Source organism: Nonomuraea sp. 10N515B (assembly GCF_052245915.1).
GTDB lineage: Bacteria > Actinomycetota > Actinomycetes > Streptosporangiales > Streptosporangiaceae > Nonomuraea.
Genome location: NZ_JBQQBQ010000016.1, coordinates 146,880 through 166,827, shown reverse-complemented (window position 1 = coordinate 166,827; position 19,948 = coordinate 146,880). Strand labels below are relative to the sequence as shown.

Annotated in this window: 18 protein-coding genes; 5 read left to right on the top strand and 13 right to left on the bottom strand. The window is 68.7% G+C overall.

Annotated features, from left to right (window positions below):
* Nucleotides 1–78: 78 nt before the first annotated feature.
* Together ACTWQA_RS25320 and ACTWQA_RS25315 are read right to left on the bottom strand one after the other, a co-directional pair.
* Complete coding sequence (locus tag ACTWQA_RS25320; protein ID WP_443161573.1) at nt 79–867, bottom strand: SDR family oxidoreductase; 789 nt, start codon at nt 865–867, stop codon at nt 79–81.
* 127 nt (nt 868–994) lie between these two features.
* Nucleotides 995–1,840 carry a trypsin-like serine protease gene (locus tag ACTWQA_RS25315; RefSeq protein ID WP_443161572.1) on the bottom strand — a complete coding sequence of 282 codons (846 nt, stop codon included), beginning with the start codon at nt 1,838–1,840 and terminating at the stop codon, nt 995–997.
* A gap of 216 nt (nt 1,841–2,056) precedes the next feature.
* Here ACTWQA_RS25315 and ACTWQA_RS25310 point away from each other — a divergent pair, with 216 nt between their 5' ends.
* From ACTWQA_RS25310 to ACTWQA_RS25295, 4 genes are all read left to right on the top strand, one after another.
* Entirely contained in the window at nt 2,057–2,716 is a 660-nt protein-coding gene (locus ACTWQA_RS25310) for an SRPBCC domain-containing protein (RefSeq protein ID WP_443161571.1), read from the top strand.
* A 34-nt stretch (nt 2,717–2,750) separates the two neighbouring features.
* Nucleotides 2,751–3,437 carry a DUF998 domain-containing protein gene (locus ACTWQA_RS25305; RefSeq protein ID WP_443161570.1) on the top strand — a complete coding sequence of 229 codons (687 nt, stop codon included), beginning with the start codon at nt 2,751–2,753 and terminating at the stop codon, nt 3,435–3,437.
* Nucleotides 3,383–3,604 (top strand): cellulose binding domain-containing protein, encoded by a 222-nt coding sequence (locus tag ACTWQA_RS25300; RefSeq protein ID WP_443161569.1) that lies wholly within the window; start codon nt 3,383–3,385, stop codon nt 3,602–3,604. The genes ACTWQA_RS25305 and ACTWQA_RS25300 overlap by 55 nt, the downstream gene beginning before the upstream one ends.
* A 145-nt stretch (nt 3,605–3,749) precedes the next feature.
* Nucleotides 3,750–5,636 (top strand): ABC transporter ATP-binding protein, encoded by a 1,887-nt coding sequence (locus tag ACTWQA_RS25295; RefSeq protein ID WP_443161568.1) that lies wholly within the window; start codon nt 3,750–3,752, stop codon nt 5,634–5,636.
* Between the two features lie 62 nt (nt 5,637–5,698).
* Here ACTWQA_RS25295 and ACTWQA_RS25290 read toward each other — a convergent pair whose 3' ends face one another.
* On the bottom strand, nt 5,699–6,685 hold the full coding sequence (locus ACTWQA_RS25290; RefSeq protein ID WP_443161567.1) for a glycoside hydrolase family 11 protein: 987 nt from the start codon (nt 6,683–6,685) through the stop codon (nt 5,699–5,701).
* Nucleotides 6,686–7,035: 350 nt separating this feature from the next.
* Between ACTWQA_RS25290 and ACTWQA_RS25285 the strand changes: the two genes are divergently transcribed.
* Complete coding sequence (locus ACTWQA_RS25285) at nt 7,036–7,161, top strand: hypothetical protein (RefSeq protein ID WP_443161566.1); 126 nt, start codon at nt 7,036–7,038, stop codon at nt 7,159–7,161.
* 627 nt (nt 7,162–7,788) lie between these two features.
* Here ACTWQA_RS25285 and ACTWQA_RS25280 read toward each other — a convergent pair.
* The 10 genes from ACTWQA_RS25280 to ACTWQA_RS25235 form a co-directional block, all read right to left on the bottom strand.
* Nucleotides 7,789–8,052: a hypothetical protein gene (locus tag ACTWQA_RS25280; RefSeq protein ID WP_443161565.1), complete on the bottom strand. Its 264-nt coding sequence runs from the start codon at nt 8,050–8,052 to the stop codon at nt 7,789–7,791.
* The gene (locus ACTWQA_RS25275) at nt 8,049–9,875 is read right to left on the bottom strand and encodes a S8 family serine peptidase (protein WP_443161564.1); all 1,827 of its coding nucleotides are present in this window, start codon (nt 9,873–9,875) and stop codon (nt 8,049–8,051) included. Before ACTWQA_RS25275 ends, ACTWQA_RS25280 begins: the two co-directional genes overlap by 4 nt.
* A gap of 143 nt (nt 9,876–10,018) precedes the next feature.
* Nucleotides 10,019–11,428: an APC family permease gene (locus ACTWQA_RS25270; protein WP_327583744.1), complete on the bottom strand. Its 1,410-nt coding sequence runs from the start codon at nt 11,426–11,428 to the stop codon at nt 10,019–10,021.
* A 282-nt stretch (nt 11,429–11,710) separates the two neighbouring features.
* Complete coding sequence (locus ACTWQA_RS25265) at nt 11,711–14,056, bottom strand: discoidin domain-containing protein (RefSeq protein ID WP_443161563.1); 2,346 nt, start codon at nt 14,054–14,056, stop codon at nt 11,711–11,713.
* Entirely contained in the window at nt 14,053–15,087 is a 1,035-nt protein-coding gene (locus tag ACTWQA_RS25260) for a hypothetical protein (protein ID WP_443161562.1), read from the bottom strand. Before ACTWQA_RS25260 ends, ACTWQA_RS25265 begins: the two co-directional genes overlap by 4 nt.
* A gap of 38 nt (nt 15,088–15,125) precedes the next feature.
* Nucleotides 15,126–16,586, bottom strand: coding sequence for an alpha-L-fucosidase (locus tag ACTWQA_RS25255; RefSeq protein WP_443161561.1), 1,461 nt, complete (start codon nt 16,584–16,586; stop codon nt 15,126–15,128).
* On the bottom strand, nt 16,583–16,762 hold the full coding sequence (locus tag ACTWQA_RS25250; protein WP_443161560.1) for a DUF6903 family protein: 180 nt from the start codon (nt 16,760–16,762) through the stop codon (nt 16,583–16,585). The genes ACTWQA_RS25255 and ACTWQA_RS25250 overlap by 4 nt, the downstream gene beginning before the upstream one ends.
* 12 nt (nt 16,763–16,774) lie before the next feature.
* The gene (locus tag ACTWQA_RS25245) at nt 16,775–17,638 is read right to left on the bottom strand and encodes a carbohydrate ABC transporter permease (protein ID WP_443161559.1); all 864 of its coding nucleotides are present in this window, start codon (nt 17,636–17,638) and stop codon (nt 16,775–16,777) included.
* A gap of 11 nt (nt 17,639–17,649) precedes the next feature.
* Complete coding sequence (locus ACTWQA_RS25240; RefSeq protein WP_443161558.1) at nt 17,650–18,567, bottom strand: carbohydrate ABC transporter permease; 918 nt, start codon at nt 18,565–18,567, stop codon at nt 17,650–17,652.
* Between the two features lies 1 nt (nt 18,568).
* Entirely contained in the window at nt 18,569–19,900 is a 1,332-nt protein-coding gene (locus tag ACTWQA_RS25235) for a carbohydrate ABC transporter substrate-binding protein (RefSeq protein ID WP_443161557.1), read from the bottom strand.
* Between the last annotated feature and the right edge of the window lie 48 nt (nt 19,901–19,948).

Below are 19,948 nucleotides of genomic sequence, written 5' to 3'. Positions count from 1 at the left end.
TCGTTCGAGGCCTCTCCATGACATACGGATAGCGGGGCGTCACGGCCCACTTTCACCCGGGCGTACGTGCTCACCGCGTCATGACAGGTCGGGCAGCCCCAGGTCCAGGTTGGGCCGGTCGATGCCGCCGTCCACCTCCAGCACCTTGCCTGTCAAATAGCGGGCGGCCGGGGAGGCCAGGTAGAGCACCGCGGCCGCCACGTCCTCCGGCTCGCCTATCCGCCGCAGCGGTGTGGCGTGCTCCATCCGGGTGCGCAGGTCCTCGTCGTTCATGACGATGTCGAGCGCTGAGGTGGCCACCGCGCCGACGGCGACCGCGTTGACCCGCACGGCGGGGGCGAGGTCCAGGGCGGCCAGCCGGGTGTAGTGCGCGAGCGCCGCCTTGGCGGTGCCGTACGCCAGGTAGCCGCGGCCGGCCACGCGGCCCACGGCGGAGGAGACGTTCACGACCGCGCCGCCGCTCTCCAGTAAGTGGGGGACGGCGGCCCTGGTCAGCTCGTGCGCGATGCCGACGTTGAATTGAAACGCGTTCTCGAGGTGCTTGCGCTTCGTGTCGAGGAACGCTCGGGGCAGTGCGCCGCCCACGTTGTTCACGACGATGTCCAGCCGCCCGAAGGCGTCCGCGGCCCGCGCCGCGAGCGCCTCGGCGGTGCCCGGCACGGACAGGTCGCCGGGGACGACGAGGGCTCGCCGGCCCGCCTTCTCCACCTGGTCGGCGACCGCGCGGAGCTGCTCCTCGGTGCGTGCGCAGAGCACCACGTCCGCCCCTGCCTGGGCGAGGGCGACGGCGGTGGCGGCGCCGATGCCCCGCCCCGCGCCGGTGACGATCGCGGCGGCGCCGGTGATCTGGAAAAGGTCCAGGATCATGCGCTCAGCCTAGGGCTGGCTATAACTTGTTTCAATGACTTACCGCCTGCGCGGGCCGACGAGACGATCGTGGTGTCGTCGCCGGCCCGCACTGGTGCCGGACCCGTGGCCGGGCCGGCTGTGGCGGTTACAGGTAGTCGTTCAGCCAGTTCTGCGCGACGGCGATGTCGATGCGCTGGTAGCCGCCGAGGTAGCGGCAGTTCTGCGTGTAGCCGTAGCTGGTCACCGCGACGAGGGAGCCCTTGAGGAACACGGGGCCGCCCGAGTCGCCGAAGCAGGTGCCACCGCCGCCGCGGGTGTCGTGGTAGTTGCCGTTGGCCTGGAGGATCTGCTCGGTGAGCTTCTGCCCGGGCTGAGTGGTGTAGCGGCGCTCCAGGGGGTAGCTCATCGGCTGCGGCTTCTGGGGGCCGGTGACCGGCTTACGCACCTCCGTGCCGTACCCGACGAAGTCGAACAGCGTCTTGCTCAGCGCCGGCGGGCCGTAGGCGTCGAGGAATCGCAAGGACGCGATCTTGGCCGGGGTGATCCCGGAGACCGCCTTGTCCAGGACGATCACGCCGACGTCGTTCCAGTTGTCGAGGTCGGTGAAGTTCGAGTACTGCGGGTGGGAGTGCGCCGTGCCGGACAGGGCACCGGCGGCGGTGATCTCCCCAGCCGTGTAGCCCTTGCTCGGGTCTGCCGCCACGGGGAACGGCGCCAGGGGCTCCTTGGCGATCTCCGACTTGAACGTCACCAAGGTCTTGCCGAGTGTTCCCTCGGTACAGTGCGCGGCGGTGACGAGCACGGTCGGCGAGACCAGCGTCGCGGAGCACCGGAAGCGGCCGTCAGGCTGGTAGAACATGATCAGCCCGACATTGGGGTGGCGGTTTCCGTCGGGTTCCCCGCCGGTGATGGCTTGAGCGGGCATGGCGACGGTGAGCACGGCGAGGGCTGCGGTGAAGATCGCAGCGGCCAGACGAGTTAATGATCGCACTGGGTAATTTTCCTTTCCTGATACTCGTGCTGTTCTGCCACCGATGTGCGCGCGGATCAAGTCCAGGAACCTGAGAGTCAGCTGTCAGCTTCGGGCACCGCGACGGCCGGTCGCCGCACAGCGGCTGGGCGATGCCTCCACCATTATTCAGTCTTGACTTATATAAGTTGCAGATGAAATTCTCCGACAGTCGGCTACGAAGAGCGGGGAAGACACATGATCGACATCGTCAACCAGATCAACGCCACCCACAGGGAGATCGGCAACCGCCCGGTCGCCGCCGGCGAAGGGCGGTCGCTGCTGCTGCGCCGCGCCTACGACGCCGTGATCGAGGATGTATGGAGCGCCTGTACCGATCCCGACCGGATCAGCCGATGGCTGGCCCCGATCGAGGGCGACCTGCGGCTCGGCGGCACGTTCCAGCTCAAGGACAACGCCGGCGGGGAGATCCTGCGCTGCGAGGAGCCCCATCTCATCAAGGTGACCTGGGCCCTGGGGGAGGGCATGGGCACCGAGCTCGAAGTCCGTCTCGCGCGCGGCGACGACGGCGGCACCGTCCTGGAGCTGGAGCACGCCGCACCCGCCGAGATCGTCGACGAGATGGCGCGCACCTACGGGCCCGGCGCCACGATCGGCATCGGCTGCGGCTGGGACCTCGCGCTGCTCGGCCTCGACCTGTTCCTCCATGGCACCACGTTCGACCCCGCGACCTGGGGAGACACGTCCGAGGAGAAGGAGTTCGCCGCGCGCAGCTGCCGCGCTTGGGGGCCCGTGATCCAGGCCGCCTGGGGGACCAGCGACGACGACATCGCCGCGGCCATCGCGTTCGCGGAGCAGCACTACGCCCCTGAGGCCACAGGAGGTGACAACCGCTGAGCGCCGCCCGTACTCGACGAGAGGAGTCAGACAGATGAACGAGCACGTCACCACAACGGCCGGCCGGGCTGCTGCCGGCTCGACGAGGACGCTGCTGACCTGCGGCGTCATCGCCGGCCCTCTCTACATCGTCGTGGTCGTGCTGCAGATGCTCACCAGGGACGGGTTCGACATCACCCGGCATCCGGCCAGCATGCTGAGCAACGGTGACCAGGGATGGATCCAGATCGCCAACTTCGCGGTCAGTGGACTGCTGTTCATGGCGTGCGCGATCGGGCTGCACCGGGTGCTCGGTCCGGCGGCGGGCCGGGGCGGTGTCTGGGGGCCGCGGCTGATCGGCGTCTTCGGCGCCGGGATGGTCGCCGCGGCCTTCTTCTCCGCCGACCCTGTCGACGGCTTCCCGCCGGGGACGCCGGTCGGCCCGCCCACGACCATCAGCTGGCACGGCATGGCGCACTTCCTCGTCGCAGGAGCCGCCTTCCTCGCGCTGATCGCCGCGTGTTTCGTGTTCGCCCGGCGGTTCGCCGGGGCCGGTCGCCGCGGCTGGGCGGTCTTCAGTACGGTGACCGGCGCGCTCTTCCTCGGGGCCTGGCTGACGATCTTCGCGCTGCCAGGCAACCGGGCGGCCAATGCCACCTTCGCCGTCGCGATCGCGCTCGTCCTGGTATGGACGTCGCTCCTGGCCGCGCGCCCTTCACGCTGCCGGCCGGGCACACGCTGACCGGCTCGTGGAACGGCGCCTTCACCGTCAGCGGGCAGAGCGTGACCATCAGGAACGCCGCTCACAACGGCACCCTCGCCCCCGGAGGCGGCACCATCAGCGTCGGCTTCCAAGTAAGCCGCCCGAACGGCGACACCGTACTTCCGTCCGGATACACCTGCGCCTGACAACCGGCATTCCCGGGGCCTACCTGCCCCCGCAGGCAGTGCTGCATGTGTTCGGTAGCCGCCCCGAGGTGGCCGGAAAATCGTTCGCTCTGCCGTACAGCCTCCGGCAGCATGGCCAAGGCGCTGTCGGCATTCGGGAGGGCGGATGGCTGTACACGGATCACTTGAGGACTCCGGGAATGGTCCCTCTGTACGCAAATCGGCGGTTCTGCTGGTCCTGCGCTACTACTGCGGTGAGCTGAAGCGCCAGTGGCGGGTCTCGGTGCCCGCCCTGACGCTCCCGGCGATGGGGAACATCTGCCTGTTCTACCTGGCGCCGCTGGCGGTCGCCGGGCTCGTGGGGCATCTCTCCGAAGGCGGGGACGGCACCGTCGCCGCGTTACTGCCGTATGTGCTCGCGTTCGGCGGGTTCCTGCTGGCGGGCGAAGTGCTGTGGCGGGTGGGACTGCACTTCCTGAACCGTACGGACGCCCGGGGGATCGAGCGGCTCGGCGTGGTGGGCATGGACGAGCTGCTGACCAAGGACGCCGCCTTCTTTCACGACAACTTCGCCGGGTCGCTGACCAAACGGGTGCTGGGATTCTCCTCCAGGTTCGAGGAGTTCGCCGACACGCTCACCTTCTCGATCATGGCCAAGGTGGTGCCGCTGGCCTTCGCCTCGGTCGTGCTGTGGCGCTATCACCCGCTGCTGGTCGTCGTTCTCGTAGGCCTCATCATCGTCACTGGCTTTCTCGTCGCTCCGCTCATCCGCCGTCGCCAAGCGCTGGTCGACGAACGTGAGGCGGCCAAGGTGCTGGTGTCGGGCCACGTCGCCGATGTGCTGGCCAACATGGAGACGGTCCGCGCGTTCGCCGCCGAGGATCGCGAAGCCACCGAACACCGGGCCAGGGTCGCCGAGCAGGGCAGGCTGTCGCTGCGCTCCTGGGATTACGGCAATCTCCGGGTGGACACCGTCGTCGCCCCGCTGTCGGTCCTCACCAGCGCCGTGGGCCTGCTCCTCGCCGTGGCACTGCGGGGAGGCCTGGGGGTGGAGGCCATCGTGGTGACCTTCTCCTACTACTCGACCACGATCAGCATCATGTTCGAGTTCAACCAGATATACCGGCGCATCGAGAGCGTGCTCACCGAAGCCGCCCAGTTCACCGAGCTGCTTCTCGTGCCGCCGACCGTGGTGGATCCGGCCGACCCGCAGCCGCTGCGCCCGGCCGACGCGAGCGTACGCTTCGAGCGGGTGAGCTTCGCCTACGCCGATGGCCGGCCGTTGTTCGAGAACCTGGATCTGGACATCGCCAGCGGCGCCAAGATCGGGCTGGTCGGCCAGTCCGGCGGCGGCAAGAGCACCCTGACCCGGCTGTTGCTGCGCCTCATGGACGTCGACGGAGGCCGGATCCTGATAGGCGGCCAGGACATCGCCCGCCTGCGTCAGGCCGACCTGCGCAGTCTTATCGCCTATGTCCCGCAGGAGCCCGCCATGTTCCACCGGTCGGTGCGTGACAACATCGCGTTCGCCCGGCCGGGGGCCACCGATGCCGAGATTCTCCGGGCCGCGCGGGCGGCGCATGTCATGGAGTTCGCCGACTCTCTGCCGAAGGGATTCGACACCTTGGTCGGCGAGCGCGGCGTCAAGCTCTCCGGCGGCCAGCGGCAACGCCTCGCCCTGGCGCGCGCGATCCTGCGTGATGCCCCGATCCTGCTGCTGGACGAGGCGACCAGCGCCCTGGACTCCGAAAGCGAAATCCTCGTTCAGGAAGCCCTGTGGCACTTGATGCAGGACCGTACCGCGCTCGTGGTCGCGCACCGATTGAGCACCGTCGTCCGCATGGATCGGCTTGTTGTGCTCAACCGCGGACACATTGTGGAGCAGGGCACCCACAGCGAGTTGCTCCAGGCCCAAGGTCCCTACGCTAGGCTCTGGCGGCACCAATCCGGTGGCTTCCTGGTCGATGACGACACCCCGGACGGCGATCCACCGGTGAGCCGAAGCACGCGCCAGGCGATCACGTCATCAGCACGGGACCGAGCCGAGCGGTGACCAGAGCGGGAGCGGCGCACCTCTGTCGCCACTCCCGCTCGGCGTCCGCGGGTCTTCGGAAGTCAGCTCGCGCTGCAGGAGACCGTCGGCCAGGTGGTGTTGCCGTTGTGCTGGATCGTCGCACCCCAGTTGTTGCCGCTGCCGTTGGGTCTGGCGGTCAATACTTGGGCACTGGGGTAGCTGGCGCTGATGTTCCAGGTGGCGATGATCTTCGCTGGAGACGGCACGTTCATCGTCACGGTCCAGTTGCTCGAGCCGCTGACCGAGACGTTGAGGTTGTATCGGTCGCTCCACTGCTGGCCCGCGGACAGCGTCGCGGTGCAGCCACCGCCGCCACCGCCGCCGCCGGAGGAGCCGCCCACCGTGATATTGGAGCTCCCGCTGCTTTGATATCCCTCTGTTGCGAGGATCATGTAATCATGGGTGCCGAGATTCATTCCATTACGGGCCCATGCGTCAAAGTGATTGCCGGAGGTTATGGTTCCGCCCGTTTTCTTCGACTGCCGGACGCTCCAATACTGATTGAAGGTTCGGGTGCCTTCGATGGAGGGGGCGTTGTAGCGCGTCGTCTGGTAGATGTCGTACGTGCCGCCATCGCTGGTGACCGTGCCCTTGTACGTTCCGGTAGGCCGGTAGGTGCCCCAGTTGTCGACGATGTAATACTCCACGAGTGGGTTCCTCGTCCACCCGTAGAGCGTCAGATACGCATTGCCGGACGGATTGAAGCTGCCTGAGTAGTTCACGGTTCGGCGTCCGCCAGGGTTCCAGCCCTTGCCGGCGACGAAGTTCCCGGTGTTGCGCCATGAGGTGCTGTAATTGCCGCCGGATCCCAGTTCCATGGAGACCGTTCCGGCACTGTCGGTCCAGAACGAATAGAAGTAGCCGTTGTTGGTGCCGGTTTGATTGGACGTGATGGGGGCCGCGTGGGCGATGCCGGGTGGCATCGTCACAGCCAGGACCAGTGCTACGGCTACGGCACAGGCACGGCCGATGAGCAGCCTGGTGCGGCCGCGTCTGCGACTCTTCGAGCGGGTGGGGGCGCCGTTCATGTGCGTGCTTCCTCCTCGTGAAGGCTGGCGGGGGCGCGCAGGGTGGTCCAGGGCGAAACTATCGGTGTGATGGCGAAAGTGTCGGACGCCTCGATCGAGTTGTCAACGGTCTGTGCCGGGAGGTGAAGATCTTGGGAGAGCGTTTCGCCTGTATGCTGGCGCTTCTCTCAGAAATGCGGGCACATGAAAGTTTCGTAGATATGCCGAAACATGCCAGGATTGGCATCATCATCGAGCCCGTTCGGGTGCGGGGGCGGATTGTCGGAGCCGGCCGTTAGGTTCCGGGCCATGATCGCTTGTTTACGGCGGGCGCGCCGAACCCGCGGCGCCTGGTGGAACGAGGTGCCCGCATGAATCCTTGGCTGGAGGTCCTCGACCGCATCGAGGCGGGTGACGACGAGGACCTGGCGAAGTTCCTGGACGGGCTGAGCGACTTGGGCCGGCGGGCGGTCGCCATGCAGCTCCGGGCCACCTGACCGAGGAGCTGCGCGGCGGGTTCGTAGCCCGCCGGGAGATCGAGGGCCTGGCGCCCGGATACCGGCTCGCGGGGGCGGCCTGCTTCACCGGGGCTCAGCAGGTGGCGGCCTGGCTCCACCGCAGGGAGCTGCGCCTGGTGCGCGACCCGGAGCAGGACGCCGGCCGTATCGTGTCCCTGCTGCGGCGCCGCCCCGTGGAGTGGCGCCGTGACCTTGCCGTCCGGTTGGTGCACCGGCTGAGGCCGCCGACCGGCAGGACGTGGCGGCGCATGGAAGGCCTGCCCGGCTGGGACCTGGCCGCCGCACTGGTGTCCGAGACGGGCCTCGAGCTCCCGGACGGCGACGCCTTCGTCGTCGGGTGGGTCTGGCGGCTGGCCCTGCGGCGGCGCGGGCGCGGCCCTGGCATCGACGGCGATCCGCTGCTCGGTCCCCTGCTGCCGCGCCTGTTCCAGGTGCGGGGTGTAGCGGATCCGCTCCTGAGCATTGTCGGCGAGTTGGCCGTGCTGGCCGATGAGGGCCGAGTGTCCCGCGAGACGTTGATCGTCGAGTCTCGTGCTGTACGAGGCGAGACGCCTGTACGAGGCCATCTCCCAGTGACGGCTCACCGGTGCCGGGCGTCGCCGGCCGCTACTGCCAGCCCGTCAGCTCAACCGAGACCACGAGCGGGTCGCGGTCCAGGGCCGCCAGTGCCGAAGGCCGGACGGCGGCGGTCAGCAGCGTGTCGGTGAGCGCGGCGCGTACCTCGACGCCGGGTGGCCGGTATCCCGGCTGCGACACCTCGACCACGCCGGTCGCCGGATGGTCGCGTGCCCAGCGCTCGTCGCCCAGCAGCCAGGCCCGGACGCGCGCCTTGCGGTACGCGCCCGGGTCCTGGCCACCGGCAGGGATCATCCTTGCGCCAGCTTCTGCACAGCCCTGAGCGCCTCGGCCACCTCGGCCCGGCCGTGCCCGTAGCGGGCGTGCCACCCTTCGGCGGGGGGCGGGTCGGTACGGGCCGCCAGGATGACGATCCGCCGCAGCGTCTCGATGTCCAGTTCGACGCCGCGGGCGTGGGCTTCGGCCAGGACCAGCGCCGTCAGACCCGTGACAGCGGGGGCCGCCATGCTGGTGCCCGACTTGGCGATGACGCCGGTGCCGGTCTTGGAGCGGGCCGCGACGACCTTGTGCCCGGGGGCGCTGAGTTCCGGCCGCTGCCTGCCGTCGCGGGTCGGCCCCGACGCCGAGAAGCCGGACAGCGGGCTGCCCTGGGTGTGCGCGTCGTAGGAGCCGACCGCCAGGGCAAGCCGTCCGCAGGCGATGGAGCCCAGGGTGTGGCTGTTGTCGCGCGGCTCGGCGAACGTCGTCTGCACGACGTTGTTCCGCTCGATCCAGGCGTGGTAGCCGCCGTCGTTCACCTGCTCACCGTGCAGCCGGATGGTCCAGGCGCCTGGACCGGCGTGCCGCTCCAGGAAGACGTCCACCACGTTGTCGCCGTTGAGCGGGTCTGCCCTGCGGTGGCTCACGAACAGCAGAGTAGTGGTGCCGTCGTCGGCCACGAGCCTGCCGTTGGAGCCGAGCGGCACCGAGCCGAGGCTCGTCCCGGAGGGATCGATCAGCTTGGCGGTGAAGCGGTCGCGGCCGGAGTACCAGATCTCCAGCTCCCCGTGCCACTCGGGCGACGACGGGGACACCTCGGGGATCACCCAGCGCAGGTCGGACGTCCCGCCCGCGGCGACAGCGCCGGCGGCGTGGACGCCGTCGTTGAAGGAGTTGCCGGCCGACAGCACGACCATCCGGTTGGGACGCTCGGACAACATCGCGTCCAGGCCCCTCTCCACCAGGCTGGAGCCGTCGTGCGGCCCACCGTTCGTGCCGATGCTGATGTTGATCGCGCACGGCCGCTCGGCCGCCTCGTCGAACAGGAATCGCACCGCCTCCAGCATGTGCACCGAGTCGCCGAGGAAATCCTCCACCACCTCCGGCCCCTGCCAGGTGATGTCGGAGTGGGAGATCTGGACGAACGCGATGGCGGACTCCGGCGCGACCCCCGGCGTCCCCGAGCCGCCGCCGTTGCCGGCGGCGATGTCCGCCACGTGGGTGCCGTGCCTGCCCGGGGAGAGGGTGGGCGGGTTCTCGCCGGGGTCGTAGCCGAGGGCGCGGTAGGGATCCTCGGCGGCCAGCGCCAGGTCGATGTCCCTGGAGCTGTGGCGCTTGCCGTACCCGAACGGGCTGTCCGGGCCGGATGCGGCGGTCTGGTCCCACAGCGCGGCGACGCGGGTCGATCCGTCCGGCCGGAGGAAGTTGCGGTGCGCGAAGTCCAGGCCGTAGTCCACCACCCCGACCACGACGCCGGCGCCGCCGGCGGCCAACGCCCCGGGTGGCCAGGCGGCCGGCGCCGCCTTGAGATCCTGGACGGTGGCCTGGAGCATCGGCATCATCGCCTGCGCCAGCTTCAGGCTGCGCACGCCCGCCGCCCGCCGGATCGGCTCGATGCCGGAGAACGGCACCCGCGCGGTCACCAGCCGATGCCCGTCGACCTCGCCGATCACCGCGCCGAGCCGTACGTCGTCGCGGGCGGCGAAGGCGTCGGCATCCTCGACGAGGGCGAGGACGGCTACCTCCGTCTCGCTGCTGGTGTTGGTGGCCATGGTCAGCATGCCATCCTGATAGCGGCTCAGCGCCCACTGCAGCCGCGGGTCCATGTGCGGATAGATGCTGGTGCTGGCGAGATGCATCGCGCCCCCCTGTCCTCGTGGTCGTGCGCTCCTGCAAGAGGCAGAGTGCGCCGAAACCGCGATGCGCGCATGAGCACCCCCTACTCAACCGCGAGACGCTGCGACAGACCGATGCGTGCGGCCGGGGCGCCGAACCGATGATCTCAGTCCCGGCCGGTCATGCCTGCTTGCTTCCTGTGGGACAACCAGGTCATCACCCAGAGGATCACACCGATCGCCAGCAGCACGCCCGCGATTTGGTATTGGCCGGCCGGACGCCCGGAAGACCAGGGAAGGACCAGGTAGAGGCACGTGATCGTGCCCACCACGGGCAGGACGCGGCCCGCGTTGAAGTGCTCCGCCGTCGTCTCGTCCCTGCGCAGCACGAGAACGGACACATTGACGAGGGCGAAGACCGCGAGCAGGAGCAGCGACGTCGTCCCGCCCAGCAACGCCACGACGGGGCTGTCGGGGCTCAGCGAGACGAAGGTGATGAGCCCGAGGGCGATGGCCGTGGTGAACACGATCGCCGCCTGGGGCGTGCGCCGGGAGGGGTGCACCTTCGCCAGGAAGGACGGCAGCACACCCTGCTTGCCCATCCCGTACAGGAGCCGGCTGGCCATCAGCATGTTGATCAGTGCGGAGTTGGCCACGGCGAACATCGAGATGAACGGCAACAGGTCGGAGATCGGGAAGCCGGGGGCCGCGGTCTGCACCACCGTCGACAGCGGGGTCTCGCTTTCGGCGAGCCGGCCGACGGGGACCACGGCGACGGCGCAGATGGACACGAGGATGTAGATCAGCCCGGTGATCCCGATCCCGGTGAACATCATCCGGGGAAAGATCCGCGCCGGATCCTTGGTCTCCTCCGCCATGTTGACCGAGTCCTCGAAACCCACCATGGCGAAGAAGGCCAGCGACGTCGCGGCGCTGACCGCCAGGAACACGCTCTTGTCGGCAGGAGTCTCGAAGGCGACGACGCGGGAGAAGTCGGCGTTGCCGCCCGCGATGAAGTAGAGGCTGATCAGGATGACGAGCAGCAGGCCCGAGAGCTCGACCGCGGTGAGCACGATGTTCATCTTGACGCTCTCGGCGACGCCGCGGAGGTTGACGGCCAGCACCAGGAGCATGAAGCCCAGGGCGATCAGCAGGATGACGCTGTTGCCGACGTCCAGACCGAAACCCGCGACCAGGTTGGCCGCGAAGGCCCGGGAGGCGGCTGACGCCGAGGTGATGCCCGAGCACATCACGGCGAAGCACACCAGGAAGGTCACCACGTGTTTGCCGAAGGCCTTATGCACATAGAGGGCGGCTCCCGCGGCTTGCGGGTATTTCGTGACCAGCTCCAGGTAGGAGCACGCCGTGATCAGCGCGACGATGAAGGCGATCGCGAAGGGCAGCCAGGCGGCGCCGCCCACCTCGCCGGCGACCTGGCCGGTCAGCGCGTAGATCCCGGTGCCGAGAATGTCGCCGACGATGAACAGCAGCAACAGGCCGGGGCCCATCACCCGCTTCAGGCTGGGCTGGCCGCTGCTGTCAGCCTCGGCAGGACTGGGGGGACTGACCTGAGACATAGGGGGTGCTCCTTGTCGTGCATCAGCCGCAGGGCTGGATGGGCATGGGCCGGTTCAGGAGTGCCGCACAACCGAGCCAGGCCCCCGCTGGCGCGGATCAGGGTTGTTTCGCTGCGCCATCTGTGGCCGACCGGCGCCCGCGCGCCAGGTCGGCCACGTGATCTCGACTGCCATTCTGACACTCTACGGTCCGTGCAGTCATCTGTGAACACAACGTCACGCTGCGCTGACACCTGACGCCTTTGGGGCGGATGAGCTGGATTCCCGCCGAGTGTCCATGGCCTACGCGTCGGTGCGGTAGACGGCGATCTCGGTCAGTGTCGGGGTATACACCTCGGTCGGTTTCTGCCCGGTGAGCGCCACCCGGAGCCGGGAGGTCGTGACGCTGCCGAAGCCGGTCACGGTCAGGTCGTGCCCGATGCCGTCGGCACGGCCGGCGAAGGTCACCCAGGCGCCGGTCCCAGCGTCCCATCGTTGCAGGTCGAATGTCTGGACCCGCGGATTGGTGCCTGAGTCGGTGTATTCGTCGAGGTACACCGCGTCGAAGGTCGTGTCCGCGCCGAAGTCGATGTCGAGCGTGATCGGGTAGGTCGCGTCGTCGGCCGCCGCCCAGCGGGTCGCCGGGTCGCCGTCGGTCAGCTTGTCCGCGGTGAGCGTGCCGTTCGCGCCCGGGTGCGTCGAGCTCGCGGTGACCGGTTTGCCGAGAGCGAGGTTGACCCGGTCATCCGTATCGTCCTCGATGGGATCGTCGTCCACTGGGTTGGCGACCTTCTCACCGATCCGGCTCTCCGCGATGCCCAGGTCCGGTGCCTTGCCGTAGTAGAGGTGCGTGCCGAGGAAGTCCTCGGTGCCCAGGTGCGGGTTGTACCGGCCGGCGTCGATGAGCGGTGAGTCGCCGCGCAGCCTGAAGTGCGCCGCGGCCGTCCGGATCCGGTCCACGCCCGCACCGGTGACGTATTTCGCCGGGTCTCCCACGAACTTCGGGTCGACCCGCAGCCCCGCCCGGTCAGCCGGCTCCTGGCTGGAATGGGTGCCGCTCGCCTCGTAGAAGTCGTTGTTCGAGAACACCGCCTGGCGCAGGGCGCCGGTCCGGCGGTACCACGGCGTCGATTCCGTCGTGGAGGCGTTGTAGAAGATGTTGTTCAGGAAGTAGACCTTGCTCAGGAACGTCTCGTCGTGGAAGTAGTCCATCTCCGCGCCGTCGTACACGAAGGTGTTGTTCACGAAGTAGGTCGGCGAGTAGTTCGACGACAGCATGTTCTTCACCAGCACGCCGTTGTCGTTCACGCTCAGGTTGTAGCGGGCGACCGAGTTGGAGCTGTTGCCCATATACGACATCCAGCCCGCCGGATTGTCGTGCGAGTAGTTGAACTGGTAGGTGACGTTGAAGTTCGTGTACTCCAGGTCCCACGGGGTGCCGTCGAACTCGTTGTACGGGCCGCCGTAAACCTCGTTGTACTGCATCACCGAGTCGGCGCCCGCCCACAGATAGAGCGCGACGGACACCGAGCCATACCGCTCGAGGAAGCCGTTGACCTCGTTGTACTCGACCGTCATGTTCTTGGTGTTGGCCAGCTGGATCGCGCCCTGGCCGACGCTCTCCGCGTAGTTGTGGCCGATGTAGACGTCACGGCTGTACAGGTCGCGGGTACGCACCCAGAGCTGCTCCCAGCCCTCATGGAACTTCCCGCTCTCGTCGTACTGGCCGGAGCTCGCACCGTCCGCGGCGAACCAGTTGAACGCGAACTGCACGGCGTGCAGCTCGACCTTCATGAAGGTGTTGTTCTCGATCCTGACGTCCTTGAAGTAGTAGCCGCCGGTGGCGTACTCCTTGTAATTGCGGCTGCCGAAGACCTGGAAGTTGACGCCGCCGTAGTGGATCCGCTGCCAGTTGCTCGGGCCGTCGAGATCATGGACGTACACGTTCGAGATGCGGAAATGGTCCATGATGCTGTCCGCGCCGGCCGGCAGGAGGTCGGCGTTGATGGAGACCATGATGCCGTCGCGGACGTGGCGCCCAGTGGTGATGTCGGTGGCGAAGTCGTCGTCGTTGGACAGCTCGACGTTGTTGATCTCGAAATACTGCTGGTTGCGCAGCACGATGGCCCCGGTCAGACCGACCGTGTCGGGGTTCTTCGTGCCGTCGGCGCGGAAGGGGCTCGGCACCTTGCCGTTCGCCGCGATGTACGGCTTGCGGGCGGCCGGGTCGCCGTACGCCGAGATGGTGATCGGCTTGCCCGCGCTGCCCGAGCCCTTCGGCCATAACTGCTGGTCGTGCCACTGTGCGCCGCTCTTGAGCAGGATGCGGTCGCCGGGCATGAACGTCGTCGCGTTCGCCTTGGCCAGGCTGCGCCAGGCCGTCTTCGGTGAGGTGCCGGAAGCGTTGTCGCGGCCGTTGGTGGCGTCGATGAAGTAGTCCCTGCCGCCAGCCGGGTTCGGCGCGTTGCCGGGCAGGTCCTTCTTGGCGGCGGCGGGGGAGCGGTCCGGGGCCGCGGCGGCGGGCGCGGCGGGCGCGAGCGAGCCCGCGAGGAGCGCGGCGAGCAGGGCGGCGAGGCCCATGCGCAGCGTCCGCGCCGCGGGGCGCCGGCGGGCCGGCGCGACGGGGGATACGGTGCCGACAGGTTTCACTGGTGCACATCCTCTGCGTTGATGGCGTCCACCGCCGCCGTGTCGACCTTGATGTCGCTGTTGTCCACTCGGCGCTGGAGGAACTGGGCGAACTTCTCCTCGATGAGCGACTGCCGGATGCGTCGGGAGTACTCGGCGAACGCCGCGTCCTCGTCGACGGTCTTGCCGTTGAGTTCGTAGTAGGTGATCTGGCCGGTGCCTGGGACGGGGGCGGAGATCTGGCCCGCGGCGAGCTTGCCGAGCACCGCCATGAGGTCCTGGTCGTGGACGGCCGAGCCGCCGCCGCGGTGCGTGGCGGTCGTGAGCTCGGCGCCCGGCTCTCGATCCGCGACCTCCGCCAGCCGGTCCGCCGCGGCCACCCGCCGCTGGAGGCCGGCCGCATAGTCCTGGGGAGCGCCGTCGGGCACCGGCACCACGAGCTTCGCGTACGTGTACGTGGTCGCGTTGGCGCTCCAGGCGTCCCGGTCGGCGTCGAACGCCCGCCGGACGTCGGCGTCGGTGACCCGGAGCGGGCCGTCCGCCCTTTTGCCGAGCCGCTGCTTCAGCGCGGTCGTGAGCTCGGTGAGCCGGTGCGAGTAGTACTCCTCGGGTGAGAATTCCACCAGGCCGTAGACGACCTCGCCCCTGGCGATGGCGTCGGCGCGGCGCTCGTTCTCGCCGGCCAGCTCGGCGAGGAAGTCCGCGTGGTCGGCGGAGCCGATCAGGCCTTCCTCCTTCGCGAGGACGAGCGTGGTCTTGTCCCGCCGGATCTCGTCGAGTGCGCGGGCCGCGAGCCGCTGCAGTGCGGTCCGGTCGCCGGCCTTCGTGGTCCCCGCGGTCCCGCCCTGGAGGCGTAACTCGTTCTGGACCTGGGGCGCGAGCCGCCGCATGTGGAAGAGCAGCTCGTCGCGGGTCACGGCGTGCCCGTCGATGGAGGCGACCTCGCCGGAGCGGTGGGTGAGCATCACGCCGGTGACCACCAGAGCGGCGAGGGCGGTCACCACGCCGGCGACCAGGACGACGGCCCGGCGTCGGCGCGACGGCCTGCTCACGGCGCCCTTCCGCACGGCGCGCTCTCTTACGGCGCCCTTCACGACGCCGCCTCGATCGCGGCCACGCGGGCGGCGACGGGTGTGTCCCGGGCCTGGGACACCTCGACCAGCACGGCGTCGACCTCGACCGGCGGGAACGTCAGGATGCGCTGGTAGCCCACGGCGTTCGCCTCGGCGAGCGTCGTCCACCGGCCGTCCCGGTGGCCCCGGACGACGACGTGTTCGATGCGCTGCCCCTGCGTGATGTCCTCGCCCACGACGACCGCCTCGATCGGGCGGGGCCGTGCGAACGCGAGCCGCACGCCGGGCAGCGGGTCGGCGTCGTCCGGCCGCCACGGCGCGCGCCCCCTGCCGGGCCACGCGGTCGCGACATCGCCCGCGCTCCCGGACGACACCGTCGCGGCCGCCTCGACCCGCCGCGCCCGGAAGTCCGCGATGCGCCGCCCGAGTTGCTCCAGCACCGCCACGTCGGTGCCCCGCACCTGCCCGTTACGGTCTGGCGGGACGTTGAGCAGGAAACAGGAGTTGCCGCCGACAGAGCGCAGGTAGATGGCGAACAGCTCGTCCGCGGAGCGGACCGCGGCATCCTCGGCCGGGTGGTGGAACCATCCGGGCCGGATCGAGGTGTTCACCTCGGCCGGGTACCAGACCAGGTCATCTGCTCTTATTGGCTCGGGAGCTCCGCTCCCTTCGCAGTGTCCCGCCAAGGCGGCGCGGCTGCCGAGGTCGCGGTCGTCGCTGCGGACGAGCCGGGCGAAGGCGCCGTCGTCCGCCTGCTGCGAGCGGTCCGCGATCCGCTCGGCGTCCTGGAGGGCCCGGGGCACCACGCTCCACTCGTCGGGGCGGGTGTCCCCGGCCTCGTTGCCGCACCAGCGGACGTCCGGCCCGCACACGCTGATGACCGCGTCCGGCTGCAGCTCGCGGACCACCGCGTAGTACCGATCCCAGTCGTAGACCTGGCGCTTGCCGTTCGGGCCCTCGCCGTTCGCGCCGTCCAGCCACACCGCGAACACCGGCCCGTATCTCGTGAGCAGCTCGGTGAGCTGGGCGACGTAGAAGTCGTCGTACGCGGTCCCGCTGCCGTAGGACGCCTCGGTGCGGTCCCACGGCGACAGGTAGATCCCGAACCGCAGGCCGTGCCGCCGGGCCGCGCCGGCGACCTCCGCGACCACGTCGCCCTGGCCGTCACGCCAGGGCGAGGAGGCGACCGTGTACGTCGTGACGCCGCTCGGCCACAGGCAGAACCCATCGTGATGCTTGCAGGTCAGGATCACACCGGTCATCCCGGCGCTCTTGAGCGCCCTGATCCACTGGTCGGCGTCGAGTCCGGCCGGGTCGAAGGCGGCCGGGTCGTCGTGCCCCTCGCCCCACTCCCGGTCCGTCATCGTGTTCATGCCGAAGTGGATGAACCCGTAGAACTCCATGGCCTGCCACGCGAGCTGCCGTTCGCTCGGCCGGACCGCGGCCAGTGCCCGCCCGGCCGACACCTCCGCGATCATCGGAACCTCCCGTTGTACGAGGCCAGCACGGCCAGCAGCCCGCCCAGCGCGGCGAGCATGATCGCGAGATGGCCCCACCCGGTCGTCGCCCGCGCGCCGACGACGACGGCGACGCAGCCGGCCACGACGAACGTGCGGGCGATGACGAGCAGCACGCTGCGCGTCGATTCCTTCATGACCAGACTCCCTCAGCCCTTCACACCGCCGGAGGCCATGCCTTCGATGAGCCGGCGCTGGATGAGCGCGTAGAAGATGAGGACGGGGACGATGACGATGACCATGCCGGCGTAGAGCCGCCCGTAGTCGGCCGCCGCCTTCTGCGCGGTCATCAGGTTGAGCAGGCCCACCTGCAGCGTCTTGCCCTCGCCTGGAAGCAGGGTGAGCGCGATGATGAAGTCGTTCCAGTAGGCCAGGAAGTTGAACAGGATCACGGTGGTGAGCGCCGGCCGCGCCATCGGCAGCATCACCCTGGTCATGATCCGCACGCGGGACGCCCCGTCCAGGGCGGCGGCCTCCTCGTACTCGGCCGGTATCGACCGGAAGTACGCGGTGAGCAGATAGATGGTGAACGGGATCGACGTGGCCGCGTAGACGAGCGAGAGGACCCCGGGGTTGTCGATGAAGAAGCCACCGGGGAGCACGTCGACGAGCGCCCGGTCCCAGCCGACGAGCATGAGGAAGATCGGCACCACGATGTAGTTGACGTTGACGAACAGCCCGGCCAGCAGCGCGACCTCCACGAGAGCGCGGCCGCGGAACTCGTACCGGGCGATGACATAGGCCGCCGGCACGGAGACCGCCAGAACGAACACCAGGCCGAGCAGCGTGACGAGCACCGAGGTGAAGAAGTACTGGCCCATGCGGGCGGTGACGAAGGCGTCGACGTAGTTCTGGAGGTGGAGGCCCTCCGGCAGCGCCCAGGGGCTGCCGAAGAACTCGCTCTTCTGTTTGAGCGAGGCGACGAGCACCCAGGCGACCGGCACGGCGATGGCGAGCGCGATCGCGGTGACGAGGACGTAGGTCAGTGTCCTTCGCCAGTTGATCGTGGTCATGGTGGCCGTCCTCAGAACTGGAGGGGCTCGCGCCGCGTCGCGCGGCTCACCAGGAGCGAGACGAGGAACGAGAACGCGAAGATGACGACGCCGATGGCCATGCCGTAGCCGTACGACGAGTTCGTGTACGCCTGCTTGTACATGTAGCTCAGCAGGACCTCCGAGGAGCCGTCGGGCCCGCCGCCGGTCATCGCACGAACGAGGACGAAGCTGAGGTTGACCGCGCTCATGACGAAGAACGTCAGCGTCGTGCGGAGGTTCTGCCAGATGAGCGGCAGCGTGATGGCGAAGAACTGCCGCCCGGCGGTCGCGCCGTCGAGCGCGGAGGCCTCGTAGAGCTCCTCCGGGATGCTCGCCATGCCGGACATGTAGAGGACCATGTAGTAGCCGAGCGACTGCCAGACCATCGCGAACGCGACGGACCAGAGCACCAGCTGCTGGTCGCCGAGCCAGACCTGCCGCAGGCCATCGAGCGAGAGCAGCCGCAGGGTGCCGTTGAGCAGGCCGTTCTCCTGGTCCAGGATGGCGGAGAAGATCGCCGCGATCACGACCACGGACAGCACGCTCGGGACGTAGAGGATGAACCGGAAGAGGGCCCGCCCCCGCAGCCGTTGCCGGGTCATGATCGCGGCGAGGAAGAGGCCCATTCCCATCGTCACGACGGTCACGACGACCAGGAGCGCGACCGTGTTCTGGAAGGCCCGGACGAACTGCTCGTCGTCGAGGAGCCGGGTGAAGTTGCCGAGCCCGGCGAAACGCATGTCGGGGGAGAAGCCGCTCCAGGTGTAGAAGGACATCCGGAACACGTTCACGGTCGGGACGACCATGAAGACCGCGAAGAGCACGAGCGCGGGCAGGAGGCAGGCGAGCACGAAGAGGCCGTCGCCGCGCCGGCGCCCTCCGATGCTCGACGGGCTGCCACCGGGCACGTCAGCTCCCCGCCTGGCGCAGCTTCTCACTGGCGTCGTTGAGCGCGGCCTGCCACTGGTCCTCGGTCTTGTCGCCGCTGATGATGCTGTTGGCGGTGTCGAAGAGCGTGGCCTTGATGTCGACGCCCGCGACGGGCGCGGTGCCGGCGAACCCGCCGACCAGCGCGGCGACCGACGGGTCCTCGTAGACCTTGTAGAACTCGGCGTTCTCCGCGGACAGGCTGCTCACGATGCCCTGGATCGGCTGGATGGCGTCCGACTTGGCGAAGATCTTCGCCGCCTCGTCGGAGTAGAGGTAGGCGACGAACTCCTTCGCCGCGTCCTTGTTCTTGGCCGCGCTGGGGATCCAGACCGACTCGACCGACGTGGTGATGTAGCGCTTGCCGCCGGCGGTGACCGCCGGCAACGGTGTCAGACCCCACTGGAAGCCGTCGGCGCGCGGGGCGTCCTTCATCTCGCCGACGATCCAGGTGCCGTTCGGCATGAACAGCGCCTTGTTGTCGAGGATCGACTGCTGGTTCTTGGTGAAGTCCTGCTCGTTGGCGTAGCCGACGGTGGTCGGCGCGGCGTACTTCAGCAGCCGGGTGGTGAGGTCGAGAACCTGCCGGGCCTGCGGCGTCTGCCAGACGCCCTGCTTGTACGTCATGACGTCGGTGTAGAACTGCTCCCCGCCGACGTCGGCGAGCAGCGCGAAGAAGAACGAGTCGAGGTACCCGGCGGTCGGGTACGTGAACAGCGCGATCTTCTCCTTCTTGGCCGTCTCGCCGAGTGCGAACATCTCGTCCCAGGTGGCCGGGACCTTCCAGCCCTTCTGCTCGAACAGGCCCTTGTTGTAGACGAGCCCGGTCGGCGCGTAGTACATCGGCATCAGGTACGTCTGGTCCGTGCCGTAGGGGTTGGTGTTGAGATTGCCGACGATGCCCTGGATGAGCTTGTCCCCGACGGTCTTGTCCTCACCGGGCACCTTCGCCTTCAGCACGGGCGTGAGGTCCTCGAGGGCCTTGTCCTTGATGAGCGTCTCGGTGAGCGCGGCCTTGCGGCCCTGACCGAGCACCACGACGTCCGGGAACCGCCCGGCCTTCATGTTCGGGGTGATCTCGTCCTCGATGCTCTTCGAGATCTGCAGCTGCACGTCGACGTTGGGATGCGAGGCCTCGTACGCCTGGATGACCTCGGTGTACATGTCCCGCCCGTATCCGCCTTCGAGGGCGGCGACGCTCAGAGTCGTCTTGCCGGGGGTGCTGGGGCCCGAGCCGTCTCCGCCGGCCGAGCAGCCGGTGAGCAGTCCGAGCACCGTGATGGCGGCGCTCGCCAGGACGAGTGATCTCCTCATGGTTCTGGGATCCTTCCCGTGGACAGCTGCCCACCTGGGGGGTGGAGG

Bases quoted from the DNA above. Each gene is read 5' to 3' on its own strand.
- ACTWQA_RS25255 (WP_443161561.1), bottom strand. From the start codon at position 16,586: ATGATCGCGGAGGTGTCGGCCGGGCGGGCACTGGCCGCGGTCCGGCCG.
- ACTWQA_RS25290 (WP_443161567.1), bottom strand. From the start codon at position 6,685: ATGAACGGCGCCCCCACCCGCTCGAAGAGTCGCAGACGCGGCCGCACC.
- ACTWQA_RS25320 (WP_443161573.1), bottom strand. From the start codon at position 867: ATGATCCTGGACCTTTTCCAGATCACCGGCGCCGCCGCGATCGTCACC.
- ACTWQA_RS25270 (WP_327583744.1), bottom strand. From the start codon at position 11,428: ATGTCTCAGGTCAGTCCCCCCAGTCCTGCCGAGGCTGACAGCAGCGGC.
- ACTWQA_RS25300 (WP_443161569.1), top strand. From the start codon at position 3,383: ATGGACGTCGCTCCTGGCCGCGCGCCCTTCACGCTGCCGGCCGGGCAC.
- ACTWQA_RS25250 (WP_443161560.1), bottom strand. From the start codon at position 16,762: ATGAAGGAATCGACGCGCAGCGTGCTGCTCGTCATCGCCCGCACGTTC.
- ACTWQA_RS25245 (WP_443161559.1), bottom strand. From the start codon at position 17,638: ATGACCACGATCAACTGGCGAAGGACACTGACCTACGTCCTCGTCACC.
- ACTWQA_RS25310 (WP_443161571.1), top strand. From the start codon at position 2,057: ATGATCGACATCGTCAACCAGATCAACGCCACCCACAGGGAGATCGGC.
- ACTWQA_RS25275 (WP_443161564.1), bottom strand. From the start codon at position 9,875: ATGCATCTCGCCAGCACCAGCATCTATCCGCACATGGACCCGCGGCTG.
- ACTWQA_RS25285 (WP_443161566.1), top strand. From the start codon at position 7,036: ATGAATCCTTGGCTGGAGGTCCTCGACCGCATCGAGGCGGGTGACGAC.
- ACTWQA_RS25235 (WP_443161557.1), bottom strand. From the start codon at position 19,900: ATGAGGAGATCACTCGTCCTGGCGAGCGCCGCCATCACGGTGCTCGGA.
- ACTWQA_RS25305 (WP_443161570.1), top strand. From the start codon at position 2,751: ATGAACGAGCACGTCACCACAACGGCCGGCCGGGCTGCTGCCGGCTCG.
- ACTWQA_RS25295 (WP_443161568.1), top strand. From the start codon at position 3,750: ATGGCTGTACACGGATCACTTGAGGACTCCGGGAATGGTCCCTCTGTA.
- ACTWQA_RS25280 (WP_443161565.1), bottom strand. From the start codon at position 8,052: ATGATCCCTGCCGGTGGCCAGGACCCGGGCGCGTACCGCAAGGCGCGC.